Raw genomic sequence first — 12533 nt, 5'->3', positions numbered from 1 at the left:
ATGCTCGCCGCCCGCATCGAGTTGCTCCAGCAAATGCCGATATTCGGCGGCATCAGCGAGGAGACGCTGGAGTTCCTGCTGGGCCCCGCGCCCATCGTCGATGTGCCCACCGGCGAGTTCTTCTTCCAGGAAGGCGACCCGCCGCACGGCATGTTCGTGCTGGAGGAGGGCCGCGTCACCATCTTCAAGAGCTGGCAGGGCCGAAGCCTGCTGCTGCATCAGTTGAAGCAGGGCGACTGCTTCGGCGAGATGTCACTGCTCGACCTGTCGCCGCGCAGCGCCTCCGTGCGGGCCGATGCGGCCTGCGTCGCTGTGGTGTTGACACCCGCCAATCTCTACCGCCTGTACGAGCACAACACGGCCCAGTTTGCGCTGATCCAGATGAACATCGGCCGCGAGCTGAGCCGCCGGCTTCGCGTCGTCGACGACCTGCTGCTGCGCGCCCGCATGGGCGAGGTGCTGCCGCCGCCGAAGCATCTGTAGATTCGCCGACTGCGCGCACATCCCGCGGGTGGGTCAGATCCTCCCAAGCGCCTTGTCCACCCCCCTGTTGGCCAGCATGTCCGCCCGCTCATTGCCCGGGTCGCCCGAATGCCCCTTGACCCAGCGCCATTCGATGGTGTGGCCGCCTTCCTGCACGAGTTTGTCGAGCCGCTTCCACAGTTCGACGTTCTTCACCGGCTGCTTGGCCGCGGTCATCCAGCCCTTGGCCTTCCAGCCTTTCACCCATTCGGTGATGCCCTGCCGCACGTATTGGCTGTCCAGGTAAAGCACCACCTTGCACGGCCGCTTCAGCGCCGCCAGGCCTTCGATCACGGCCGTGAGCTCCATGCGGTTGTTGGTCGTGTTCAGCTCCCCGCCAAAGATCTCCTTCTCGGTCGCACCCGACTTGAGCCATGCGCCCCAGCCGCCCGGGCCGGGATTGCCCTTGCAGGCGCCGTCGGTGTAGATCTGTACCTCGTTCAACTCGTTCTTCCTTGCATCTTCAAAAAATCAGGGCCGCGGCGGCGGCGGTGCGCGGTGCACCTTGCCGGCCACCGGCATTGGCGCACTCGCCCGGGCGGCGGCGCGGCGCCAGTCCGCACTCAGCAGACGCAGCCCGCGCACCCGCTTGACCGCCACGAGGAAGTAGACGGCGCCGAATATCGGCCACCACCGCTCGCCCGCCGTATCAAACCACCGCAATCGCTCCAGCCACGCGTCACTGCGCACCGCCGGCCGGTAAGCCCCGAAGCGGCCCGATTCCACCTCGAAGCTGAGCAGCCGCAACCAGTCTCGCATGCGCCGGTAGGCGATGAACTCTCCCGCCTCGGGCAGGAACAGTTCGCCCAGGCCCAGGCGCCGCCACAAATGGGCGCGCCGCTGACGCATGCCCCACAGGCTGTGAGGGTTCAGGCCGCAGATCACCACGCGCCCCTCGGGCACCAGCACGCGCTCGACCTCCCGCAGCGTGGCATGCGGGTCTTCACTGAGTTCCAGCGCATGCGGCAGCAGCACCAGGTCCAGGCTGTTGGCCGCAAAGGGCAGCGCGGCGAAGTCCGTGAACAATGCCGCGGAAGGCGCTTCTCCTGCTTGAGTCGATGTGGCTTCGCCATCTCGACTCAGTCCCCCGCGGGGGGCGGGACGGGCGCTGCCCGGCCCTGGGGGCTCTTTCGGCAATTGCGGCAGCGCCAGCCAGCGGTGCCTCATGCGGTTGGCCCGGAGGGCGTCGATAGCGGGCAATCCGAGCTGAAGCGCGTGGTAGCCGAACATGTCGGCCACGGCCTGGTCGAATTGCAGTTGCTCCCAGGCCAGCAGATAGCGGCCGGGCGGGGTCTGGAACCAATCTTGCAAACCTATAATTTGACCGCTCATGACCCTCGTTCCGCTGCCCGCTTTGGCTGACAACTACACCTGGATGCGAAAGCGCGGGCCCGATGCCTTCGAGGTACACCCGGGCCTTGCCCAGCCGACGCTCGATACACTCGGGCGCGGCGAGCCGCAACTGGCAGCGATTCTAGACACGCACCTCCGCGCCGATCCGGCCGATCCGGCCGACCGCACCACGTTTCGACCGATGCGCCCGGATGCCAGGCGCAACATCCACTCCATTCTTCGCATCCGCGAATCCACCCTCCTTGAAGCAAAGCGCGCCCACGCCGGCCAAGCCGCCGTGGCCAGTGACGCCCAGGCAATCACCGCAATGCACCAATGGAAATCCGACTTCCGATGAAATTTTTGCTAGCCGCCTGCATTGCAGGCACCCTGCTGCTCGCGGGTTGCGCGACCGGCACCGGGCCGACCACCGGATCCGCTCCCGCCGCCACCCCGACCTACCCGACAGACCCGCTCTCGCCAATCGCCAACGGCAAGGCGACGTCCCTCGAAGTCGTCCCCCTGGCGCCACCCACCGACATGTGGGACCGCATCCGCCGCGGCTTCAAGATGCAGAACCTCGACAACGACGCGGTTCACGAGCGCGAGCAGTGGTATGCGAGCCGGCCGGACTACATCCAGCGCATGACCGAGCGGTCGAACAAGTACATCTTCTACATCGTGGAAGAGCTCGAGCGCCGCGACATGCCGACCGAGCTGGCACTGCTGCCCTACATCGAGAGCGCCTTCAACCCGCAGGCCGTCTCCAGCGCGCGCGCCGCCGGCATGTGGCAGTTCATGCCGGCCACCGGCACCGACTACGACCTCAAGCAGAACATCTTCCGCGATGACCGCCGCGATGTCCTCGCGTCGACACGCGCCGCGCTCGACTACCTGCAGAAGCTCTACAACATGTTCGGCGACTGGCAGTTGGCGCTGGCCGCCTACAACTGGGGCGAAGGCAGCGTCAGCCGCGCCATCGCCAAGAACCAGCGCCTGGGCCTGCCCACCACCTACAGCGACCTGACGATGCCCGGCGAGACCCGCCTCTACGTGCCCAAGCTGCAGGCCGTGAAGAACATCGTGGCCAATCCGCAGGCGTTCAACACTGAACTCCCGCTGATACCCAACCACCCCTACTTCCAGACCGTCACGCTGACGCGCGACCTCGACGTGGCATTGGCCGCCAAGCTGGCCGACGTGCGCATCGAAGACTTCCGCGCGCTCAACCCCGCGGCGCACAAGCCGATCATCCTGGCCGCCGGCACGCCGCAGATCCTGCTGCCCTGGGACAACGCGGCCGTCTTCACGCGCAACTTCGAGGCCTACACGCAAGGCCAGTACGCCAGCTGGACCGCCTGGACCGTCGACACGACGATGACCGTGACCGACGCGGCCCAACGCGCCGGCATGAGCGAGGCCGACCTGCGCGCGGTCAACAACATTCCGCCGCGCATGCTGATCAAGGCTGGTTCCACGCTCATCGTGCCGCGCTCGGCCAAGGTGCAGGAAGACGTGGCCGCGGTGGTGGCCGACACCGGTCACCTGAGCTTCCAGCCCGAGATCGTGACGCGCCGCACCACGGTGCGGGCCGGCCGCAACGACACGCCTGCCAGCATCGCCGGCCGCTATCGGCTCAGCGCCGCCAACGTGGCCGACTGGAACGACGTGCACACCGGCCACAAGTTCCCGCGCGGCGCCAGCGTGGTGATCTACGTGCAGGTCCGCGCCATGGCCGCCGCCAGGGTCGGCAGCGGCGTGGCGCCGGCGCGCGTCGTGAGCTCCCAGCGCAGCGGCGTCCCGGTCAGGGTGTCGGTTCCCAGCAAGCAGGTGGTGCAGGTTTCGTCGACGAAGGCCGCGCCGCGCAGCCCCGCGAAGCCGGCGCCTGCCCCGCGCGAGGCTGGCAAGCAGGCGGCGCGGGACAAGGTCGCCAGCGCGCCGCCAAAGAAGAAGCATTGACCTCCCGGCGTCAGCGCGCAGCAGCCCGTGCACGCGACTGCCGTCGCCACATCGATTCGAGCAGCGCCACGGCCACCATCACCGCCGTGGTCATCGCGCCCACCGTTGCCACCGACAGGTGCGATGCAAACGGCGCGATCAGCGCCAGCACGGCCAGCCCGCCGATGTGCGATTGCGGCGTGAAGCCATACACGACGCGCTTGAACAGCGCGTTGCCGAACAGGTAGATGGCCGGCCCGCCCAGCAAGGCGCCGAGGTACTTCCATTCGACGTGATGGTCGCCGTGGCCAATGACGAGTTCATCCGCCACGGCCGAGACGATGATGCCCGCCACGAGCACCACGTGCGTGTAGTGGAACTTCGCGCCGATGCCGCCGGGATCATCGGAGTGTTCGATCACGTGGGCCGCGTCCTTGCTGCTGGTGTCGAAGTACATCCACCACATCGCGATGCTGCCAAGGAAGGTCACCAGCATCGTCAGCACGGCACTGAAGGCCCACTCCCTGGCCTGCCCGAAAGCGACGCCGCTCGCCAGCACCGATTCGCCCAGGGCCACGATCACGAACAGCTGGCAGCGCTCCGCCAGGTGGCCGCCGTCGATGGTCCAGTCGGACGTGCTCGACCGGCCGAGTCCGGGGAACCGGAAGCCCACCATCGGCGCCACGTATTCGCAAAGCACGCCGGCGCCCCAGAGGCCCAGCCGCAGGTTGCCGTCGACCAGGGCGCCTGTCACCCACAGCACCGCGACGATCGAGGTCCAGGCCAGGATGCGCCTGAAGTTCGGCGCCAATGCATCCCCCGGGCCGAGCGCCAGCAACACCCAGAGCGTTCGCCCCACCTGGATCGCCGCATAGCAACCCGCGAACACCAGTGCCCGTTCGCCGAATGCCTGCGGCAACGCCGAAGCCATCACCAACGCCACCAGCATGATCGCGAACAGCACCAGCCGGATCGGCAACGCCGTCGGCTCGAACCAGTTGGTCACCCATGCCGTGTACTGCCAGCCCATCCAGACCGCGAACCAGAGCAGCAGCGTCTGCAAGGCGCCGAGCAGGGTGAGATGGTCGAGCAGGTAGTGCGAGAGCTGCGTGACGGCGAAGACATAGACGAGGTCGAAGAAAAGCTCTTCATTCGAGACCCGCGCCGCCGAGTGACGCGAGCGCAGCAGCGCCGACGGATGGCGCGCGGGCTTGTGGTTGTTGCCGTTCAAGAAATCCTCCCCTTTTCGACTACATCTTCTCGGTCTCGCCGCTGCGCGGCTGCCACTTCATCAAGCGCCGCTCGATCACGCCCACCGCCCCATCGAGCACCAACGCGAAGACAGTGAGCACGACGATACCCGCAAACACGGTGTTCACATCGAAGGTACCTTCCGCCTGCAGGATCAGGTAGCCGACGCCGCGTGCCGAGCCCAGGTACTCGCCCACCACGGCGCCGACGAAAGCCAGCCCGACGGAGGTATGCAGGCTGGAAAACACCCAGCTCGTCGCACTCGGCAGGTACACCGTGCGCAACAGTTGCTGCTGGTTGGCGCCGAGCATGCGCGCGTTGGCGAGGATCACCGGACTCACCTCGCGCACGCCCTGGTAGACGTTGAAGAACACGATGAAGAACACCAGCGTGACCGCCAGCGCCACCTTGCTCCAGATGCCGAGACCGAACCACAGCGAGAAGATCGGCGCGAGGATCACGCGCGGCATCGAGTTGGCCGCCTTGATGTAGGGGTCCAGGATCAGGCTGGCCGTCGGCGCCAGCGCGAGCCACAGGCCGCAGGCCAGCCCTACCGCGGTCCCGATGGCAAAGGCCAGCACGGTCTCGACCAGCGTCGTGCCAAGGTGCAGGTACACATCCGCATTGCCCTTGAGCCCGTCCGGGAAGAACGAATTGGCCGGCACGTCGAAGGGCAGGAACCAGCTCCAGATGCGTCCCGCGACCTGAATCGGCTCGCCCAGGAAAAAGGCGAACTGCGGGTTGCGCGAGGCGAGGTGCCACACCACGAGGATGAGGACCAGCAGCGCCAGTTGCCAGAAGCGCGCATTGCGTTCATTCAGCATGTCATGCGGCCTTCTTCAACTGCTGTGCATAGCCCTTGAGCACCTCGTCGCGCAGCACGTTCCAGATCTGTGTATGCAGTTCGACGAAGCGCGCGTCGGTGCGCACCTCGGCCACGTCGCGCGGACGCGGCAGGTCGATGCTGAACTCTCCGATCGGATGCGTCGCCGGCCCGGCCGAGAGCACCACCACGCGATCGCTCATCGCGATGGCTTCGTCCAGGTCATGGGTGATGAAGAGCACCGCCTTCTTCTTCGCGGCCCACAGGTCGAGCACCTCGTTCTCCATGAGCTGGCGGGTCTGCACGTCGAGTGCACTGAAGGGCTCGTCCATCAGGATGATGTCCGGGTCCAGCGCCAGCGTCTGCGCCAGCGCCGCACGCTTGCGCATGCCGCCAGAGAGTTGATGCGGATAACGGTCGCCAAAGCCCGACAGGCCCACGCGCGCGAGCCAGGCCTCGCCCTGCGCCCGCGCATCCGCATCCGGCACGCCGCGGTATTGCAGGCCGACCATGACGTTGTCGAGCGTGCTGCGCCATGGCATCAGGGCTTCGCTCTGGAACATGTAGCCGGCGCGCCGGTTGATGCCCGCCAGCGGCCGGCCAAAGACCCTGATCGTTCCCGATGAGGGCTCCAGCAACCCCGCCCCGACGTTGAGCAGCGTCGACTTGCCGCAGCCCGTCGGGCCGACCACCGAAACGAATTCACCGGCCCTGACGCGCAGCGTCGTATCGGCCACCGCCGCGTAGCGCTGCGAAGGATCGTCCTTCGAGCGAAAGGTGCAACTGATGTCGAGGAGTTCGAGTGCGTAGTCAGACATGAATCGAGTCGCGTGGTTGCAGTTGAGGCCCCAACAAAAAACCCGGCCGGAGCCGGGTCATGATGCGCCTGCAGTTCAGGCCTTGAACCTGTCCTTGGCCCGCTTGGCGAAATCATTGGTGTAGAGCTTGTCCACATCGATTTTCTCGGGCTTGACCGTGTTGTCAAAGCTGGCGATGGCGGCCAGCGCGGTCTTCGGCCCGTCGGCAGGCACCAGGCCGTCGATGGCAATCGATTCGCGCACCTTGTCGAAGGACGCCAGGTACAGCGCGCGGTCGCCCAGCAGGTAGGTCTCGGGCACGGTCTTGATGATGTCGCCCGGCCCGGCCGTCTGCAGCCACTTGAGGCCATGCACGATGGCGTTGGCGAGTGCCTGGCAGGTGTTGGGATTCTTCTGGATGAACTCGGCGGATGCATAGAGGCAGGCCGCCGGCATCGGTCCGCCGAACACTTCCTGCGTGCCCTTGAGCGTGCGCGTGTCGCTGATGATCTTCACGTCGCCCTTCTGCTCCAGCATCGTCATCACCGGGTCGGTGTTGCTGATCGCATCGATCTGGCCCGCACGCAGCGCCGTCAACGCACCGGCGGCCACGCCGACGCCGATGTAGCTCACCTCGGTCGCCTTGACGCCGCCGCGCGACAGCACGAGGTTGGCCACCATGTTGGTCGAGGAGCCCGGCGCGGAGACGCCGATCTTCTTGCCCTTGAGGTCCGCAATGGCCTTGTAGGCGGGCATGTTCTTGGTCGATACGCCCACTGCGATCTGCGGCGCCCGGCCTTGCAGCACGAAGCACTGGAAGTGCTGGCTCTTGGCCTGCAGGTTGATGGTGTGCTCGAAAGCGCCCGAGCAAACGTCCGCCGAGCCGCCAACCACGGCCTGCAGCGCACGCGAGCCACCGGCGAAGTCGGAGATCTCGACTTCCAGCCCCTCGGCCTTGAAGTAGCCCAGTTGCTCGCTGATGGTCAAGGGCAGGTAGTAGAACGCCGCCTTGCCCCCTACGGCGATCGAAACCTTGGTCTTCTCGAGCTTGGCCTGTGCATAGGCGAAAGGCACGGCAATTGCCGTGGCGCCGAGTGCTGCAGCGGAGGTGAAGGTACGGCGGTTGAGCATGGAAGCCGACGCGAAGAGCCGCCGGTTCTGTGTGAAGTTGAACAGAGCTTAGGGAGCGCCATCCCCCACTGCATTGGGGACATCCCGTGCGGGTTTCCACGTAAGAATGAAGTCCTCTGAAACGAGGAAGAAAATCCACGGGCCGTTCAGAAAATACGCCGCCGCGCCGTTCGTCAGCGCCGATCGACCAAGGCGTGCGCGATCGTCCCGAGATCGACGTATTCGAGTTCGCTGCCGGCCGGTACGCCGCGCGCCAATCGCGTGACCGTGAGGCCGCGCTGGCGCAAGGCCTCGCCGATCACGTGGGCAGTGGCCTCGCCCTCGGCGGTGAAATTGGTGGCAAGGATCACCTCGACCACATGCCCATCCAGCGCGCGGTCGAACAGCTTCTGCAGGCCGATGTCCTTTGGGCCGATGCCGTCAAGGGGGCTCAGCTTGCCCATCAACACGAAGTAGTAGCCGCGAAACGCGCCGGTGCGCTCGAGCGCGGCCTGGTCGGCCGGCGTCTCCACCACGCACAGCTTGCTGGCGTCCCGCCTCGGATCGCTGCAGACATTGCAGATATCCGCCTCCGTGAAGGTGTTGCAGCGGTCGCAGTGCCGCACCTGGTTGGCCGCCTGTTGCAGTGCGCGCGCAAGCAACTGCGTGCCTTCGCGGTCATGCTGCAACAGGTGGAACGCCATGCGCGAGGCAGACTTGACGCCCACGCCCGGGAGGCGGCGCAATGCCTCGATCAGCGCGTCGAGCGAACTGGAATCAGCCATGGGCCTGCACTTGCGCAAGCCTGGACGCGCGCAGCATCCTCAGAAAGGCAGCTTCATGCCGGGCGGCAGCCCCGGCATGCCTGCGGACAGCTTGCCCATCTTCTGCTCGCTGGTTTCCTCGGCCTTGCGCACCGCGGCATTGAAGGCGGCGGCCACGAGGTCTTCGAGCATGTCCTTGTCATCGGCCAGCAGGCTGGGGTCGATCGTGATGCGCTTGACGTCGTGCTTGCAGGTCATCACGACCTTCACGAGGCCCGCGCCGGACTCGCCTTCGACCTCGATGGTGGCCAGTTCCTCCTGCGCCTTCTTGAGGTTCTCCTGCATCGCCTGGGCCTGCTTCATCAGGCCGGCAAGTTGTCCTTTGTTGAACATGGGTTTGATCCTGGATAGTTGAAAAATTGGGGTGAATGCTAAACCGCCGCGCGGCGCGCGGCCTCACGCCGGACGAAGCGTCCCCGGCACGATGCGGGCATCGAAGTCGCGCATCATGCTCTGCACGAGCGGGTCGTTGCGGATGGCCTCTTCCGCCGCCCGCTGTCGTGCTTCGGCGGCCAGCCTGTTGCGGCGCGCCGGGCTGTCGACCACGTTGCCGACCTCCACGGCGAGCCTGACGCCATGCCCGAGCGTTGCCAGCGCCACCTGAAGCTTCTCCCGGCTGGCGGCCTGGTTGAGCGACTCGCGCTCCACACGCAGCAGCCATTGGTCCACGTCGCGCGCCACCAGCTGCGACTGCAACGCCAGTTCGCGCGTGAGCGCGCCGATGGTCTCGGCCACAACCAGTTGCATGACCGTGTCGTGCCAGAAGTCGCCGTCCTCGCTGGTCACCAGCGGCGTGCCCGCAGCCTTGTCGCTTGCCATGTCGCGCGCGCCGGGGGGCGGCTGGACACGGACCTGCATGGCAACAACGCCCGGCCCGGCGCGTGCGGCTTCCATGGTCGCTGCGCTCGGCCTCGGCTGCGCGAGCGCGGGCGGCTCGACGACCGGGAGGCGATGACCTGGCGGGGGCTGGATGACCGGGGCAGTCGCAGCCACAACCGGCGGCGCAACGGACTCGGCTGCCTGCGGGGCCACGGCGACAGTCCGCTCCGCCGGCAAGGCCGGCCGAACCGGCTCATTCAGAGTTTTTTTTTCCCCGGATGGCTTGAATGCCAGCAAGCGGAGCAACACCATCGTGAGCGCGGCGTACTCGTCCGGCGCCAGGCCCAGCTCGCCCCGGCCGTGCAGGCACAGGCTGTAGAGCAACTGGGTTTCATCGGGCGGCATGGACGCTGCCAGGCGCGCGGTCTCCGCAGCATCCGGGTCGGTGCCGCCGGCCAGGTCTGCGCGTGCGGGCACGGCCTGCAATACAGCCATGGCCTGCAAAACGGTGGTCATCTCCTCGAGCGTCGAAGCGGCGGAGAGACCATCGCGCCGCAACGTCTCCGAGGTCTCGACCACCGTCTTGCCATCCCCCGCCGCGAGTGCATCGATGAGCCGGAACACATGCCCGCGATCGACCGTCCCGAGCATCTGCCGCACACCCGCCTCGACCAGCGTGCCGTTGCCAAACGCGATGGCCTGGTCGGTCAGTGAAAGCGCATCGCGCATCGAGCCCCGGGCGGCGCGCGCCAGCAGGCGAAGCGCCTGCACTTCGGCCGGCACCTGTTCGGTCTGCAGCACCTGCGTCAGATGTTCGAGCACAGTCTCCGGCGCCATCGGCCGCAGGTTGAACTGCAGGCAGCGCGACAGCACCGTGACCGGCACCTTTTGCGGATCGGTGGTGGCCAGCACGAACTTGAGGTATTCGGGCGGCTCCTCCAGCGTCTTCAGCATCGCGTTGAACGCGGTGTTGGTGAGCATGTGCACTTCGTCGATCATGAAGACCTTGAAGCGCCCCTGCACCGGCTTGTAGACCGCCTGCTCCAGCAGCGACTGCACTTCGTCGACACCGCGGTTGGAGGCCGCGTCGAGCTCGGTGTAGTCCACGAAGCGGCCGGAGTCGATATCCCTGCAGGCCTGGCACACACCGCAGGGCGTGGCCGTGATGCCGCCCTGCCCGTCCGGTCCCTGGCAGTTGAGCGACTTGGCCAGGATGCGCGACACGGTGGTCTTGCCAACGCCGCGCGTGCCGGTGAACAGGTAGGCGTGATGCAGGCGCTGGGTGGTCAGCGCATTCGACAGGGCTTGCACGACATGCTCCTGCCCCACCATCTCCTCGAAGTTCCGAGGACGGTATTTGCGGGCGAGCACGAGATAGGACATCGGCGCATTTTAGGGGCCGGTCCCATCCCTCTATGGCGCGGGAGGTATGTCGTTATGCAGTTGTAAACCCCAATCCGAGTCACTAGCATGAAGACTCACCAAAGGAGGAGACACGTCATGGCCGATGCCCCCAGCACCAAGCGCAGCGCGAAAGCTGCCAAGTCCGCGGCAGCAGAAAAGTCGAGCCGGCTGCGCTACTGCGCACAACCCGTCCAGACCCCGCGCACCTTCGACAGCAGCGTTCCAGCCGGCCGCGCCTTTGCCATATTGAGCGCGAGCAAGAAATGGGTGAACGGCACCACGATCACCTACTACTGCTTCCGCAAGGGCGATGCGGTGCCGTCGGCCTGGTTCGGTGTCGCCAGCGACATCGCGGCGGTCGACAACGCCTTCGCGACCTGGGCCAAGCTGGGCATTGGCATCACCTTCAAGAAGGTCGACCATCCAGGCGACGCCATGGTCCGCATCGGCTTCGACCAGAACGATGGCTCGTGGTCGTACGTGGGCCGCGACGTGCTCAACACGCGCGACCCGGCCGAGCGGACCCTCAACTACGGCTGGCCACTGACGACGCCCTACGGCGGCGACACCGCGCTGCACGAGATCGGCCACACGCTGGGCCTCGAGCATGAACACCAGAACCCGAACGCCGGCATCACCTGGAACCGTCAGGCCGTGCTGGACTACTTCCGGGGGCCGCCCAACTCCTGGCCCGACGACCAGATCGACTGGAACATCCTGCGCAAGATTCCCGTGGCCGAAGTCAAGGGCACCACCTGGGACCCCGATTCGGTCATGGAATATCAATTCGAGGCCGGGCTGATCCAGGCGCCGGCGAAGTATTCGAGTGGCCTGATGCCCAAAGGCGGACTCTCGCCGGCCGACAAGAGCTGGGTGGCGCAGTCCTATCCGGGCGTGAAAGCGCCGGCAGTGCCGCAACTCAAGGTGGGCTTGTCGCAGTTGCTGAAACTCAAGGCCGGCGAGACGCGCGTGTTCGAGTTCGCGCCCACCCGCACCCGCACCTACGACGTCGGCACCTTCGGCACCTCGGACACGGTGCTGGTGCTGTTCGAGGTCACGCCCACGGGCAACGTGCAGATCGCCGGCAACGACGACAGCGGCACCGACCTGAATGCGCATGTGCAGATGCGCCTGCAGAAGGGCCGCAAGTACCAGGCCGGCGTGCGGCTCTACTACGCGGACGCAGCGCTGGAAACCTCATTGATGGTCTGGTGAAAACCGTCATCTACAATAACGTCTGACGGGCCTCCCCGCATGGTGAAGCGGCCAACCGGGTCAGGTGGGGAACCAAGCAGCCCTAACTGTGGAGTCAGTGCCGGGGGTAAGGCTCGTCAACCTCATTTCGATGGCTGCCAGAGGCAGTCATCGCCCAACGGGCCATTCGACGCAAGCCCGATCAACAGCGCCTCCAGCCATCGTTCCAGCATCTTGGCGGAGTGCTCCATCATCGCCACCGAGAACTCGCCCAGCACGAAGCCTTCGTAGCCGAGCGTGGTGAATGGAAAGTTGTGGCCCAGCGCGGTGGCCGCATCGTGGATGCACTCGGCAATGGAATAAAGCCCGTCGCGGGCGTAGATCGCATTGCCGCCTTCGGTGCTGACGCTGTAGTTGAAATAGCTCTCGCGGATCTTCTCGATCTCTACTTTTGGCCTCATCGGCACCCCCTGAATATCTCAGGAGATTGTCGTCGCCGGCCTCCGGGATTGCATATCA

Annotated in this window: 14 protein-coding genes and 1 other RNA gene; 5 read left to right on the top strand and 10 right to left on the bottom strand. The window is 66.1% G+C overall.

What is annotated here, in order from left to right; genetic code table 11:
• Window positions 1-483 carry a cyclic nucleotide-binding domain-containing protein gene (locus tag HB681_RS33850; protein ID WP_213959300.1) on the top strand — a complete coding sequence of 161 codons (483 nt, stop codon included), beginning with the start codon at window positions 1-3 and terminating at the stop codon, window positions 481-483.
• A 33-nt stretch (window positions 484-516) separates the two neighbouring features.
• On the opposite strand, the gene rnhA is transcribed toward HB681_RS33850, so the two are convergent.
• Together rnhA and HB681_RS33840 are read right to left on the bottom strand one after the other, a co-directional pair.
• Window positions 517-966 (bottom strand): ribonuclease HI, encoded by a 450-nt coding sequence (gene rnhA, locus HB681_RS33845; protein WP_213959273.1) that lies wholly within the window; start codon window positions 964-966, stop codon window positions 517-519.
• A 27-nt stretch (window positions 967-993) separates the two neighbouring features.
• Complete coding sequence (locus HB681_RS33840; RefSeq protein ID WP_213959272.1) at window positions 994-1833, bottom strand: methyltransferase domain-containing protein; 840 nt, start codon at window positions 1831-1833, stop codon at window positions 994-996.
• A 19-nt stretch (window positions 1834-1852) separates the two neighbouring features.
• On the opposite strand from HB681_RS33840, the gene HB681_RS33835 reads away from it, so the two are divergent.
• A complete protein-coding gene (locus HB681_RS33835) occupies window positions 1853-2212 on the top strand; it encodes a hypothetical protein (protein ID WP_213959271.1) in 360 nt (119 codons plus the stop codon).
• Window positions 2209-3813 (top strand): transglycosylase SLT domain-containing protein, encoded by a 1605-nt coding sequence (locus tag HB681_RS33830; protein ID WP_213959270.1) that lies wholly within the window; start codon window positions 2209-2211, stop codon window positions 3811-3813. The genes HB681_RS33835 and HB681_RS33830 overlap by 4 nt, the downstream gene beginning before the upstream one ends.
• A 10-nt stretch (window positions 3814-3823) precedes the next feature.
• Here the strand turns inward: HB681_RS33830 and HB681_RS33825 are convergent, their stop codons facing one another.
• From HB681_RS33825 to dnaX, 7 genes are all read right to left on the bottom strand, one after another.
• Window positions 3824-5023, bottom strand: a complete 1200-nt coding sequence (locus HB681_RS33825) for a low temperature requirement protein A (protein ID WP_256354597.1) — start codon at window positions 5021-5023, stop codon at window positions 3824-3826.
• Window positions 5024-5042: 19 nt separating this feature from the next.
• Window positions 5043-5867: an ABC transporter permease gene (locus HB681_RS33820; protein ID WP_213959269.1), complete on the bottom strand. Its 825-nt coding sequence runs from the start codon at window positions 5865-5867 to the stop codon at window positions 5043-5045.
• Window position 5868: 1 nt separating this feature from the next.
• Window positions 5869-6684 carry an ABC transporter ATP-binding protein gene (locus HB681_RS33815; protein WP_213959268.1) on the bottom strand — a complete coding sequence of 272 codons (816 nt, stop codon included), beginning with the start codon at window positions 6682-6684 and terminating at the stop codon, window positions 5869-5871.
• A gap of 75 nt (window positions 6685-6759) precedes the next feature.
• Window positions 6760-7794 carry an ABC transporter substrate-binding protein gene (locus tag HB681_RS33810; protein ID WP_213959267.1) on the bottom strand — a complete coding sequence of 345 codons (1035 nt, stop codon included), beginning with the start codon at window positions 7792-7794 and terminating at the stop codon, window positions 6760-6762.
• A 173-nt stretch (window positions 7795-7967) separates the two neighbouring features.
• The gene (recR, locus tag HB681_RS33805) at window positions 7968-8558 is read right to left on the bottom strand and encodes a recombination mediator RecR (RefSeq protein ID WP_213959266.1); all 591 of its coding nucleotides are present in this window, start codon (window positions 8556-8558) and stop codon (window positions 7968-7970) included.
• 39 nt (window positions 8559-8597) lie between these two features.
• Window positions 8598-8930, bottom strand: coding sequence for a YbaB/EbfC family nucleoid-associated protein (locus tag HB681_RS33800; RefSeq protein ID WP_213959265.1), 333 nt, complete (start codon window positions 8928-8930; stop codon window positions 8598-8600).
• Window positions 8931-8993: 63 nt separating this feature from the next.
• Window positions 8994-10799, bottom strand: coding sequence for a DNA polymerase III subunit gamma/tau (dnaX, locus tag HB681_RS33795; protein ID WP_213959264.1), 1806 nt, complete (start codon window positions 10797-10799; stop codon window positions 8994-8996).
• A 117-nt stretch (window positions 10800-10916) separates the two neighbouring features.
• Here dnaX and HB681_RS33790 point away from each other — a divergent pair, with 117 nt between their 5' ends.
• The gene (locus HB681_RS33790; protein ID WP_213959263.1) at window positions 10917-12035 is read left to right on the top strand and encodes a M12 family metallopeptidase; all 1119 of its coding nucleotides are present in this window, start codon (window positions 10917-10919) and stop codon (window positions 12033-12035) included.
• 24 nt (window positions 12036-12059) lie between these two features.
• Window positions 12060-12156, top strand: an RNA gene (ffs, locus tag HB681_RS33785) — signal recognition particle sRNA small type.
• 1 nt (window position 12157) lies between these two features.
• Here ffs and HB681_RS33780 read toward each other — a convergent pair.
• Window positions 12158-12475 carry a hypothetical protein gene (locus tag HB681_RS33780; protein ID WP_213959262.1) on the bottom strand — a complete coding sequence of 106 codons (318 nt, stop codon included), beginning with the start codon at window positions 12473-12475 and terminating at the stop codon, window positions 12158-12160.
• Between the last annotated feature and the right edge of the window lie 58 nt (window positions 12476-12533).

It is taken from the genome of Variovorax sp. dw_954 (genome assembly GCF_018449755.1).
GTDB lineage: Bacteria > Pseudomonadota > Gammaproteobacteria > Burkholderiales > Burkholderiaceae_C > Variovorax.
Note: the sequence above shows the minus strand (reverse complement) of the source record. Positions and strands in the feature narration are given on the sequence as shown.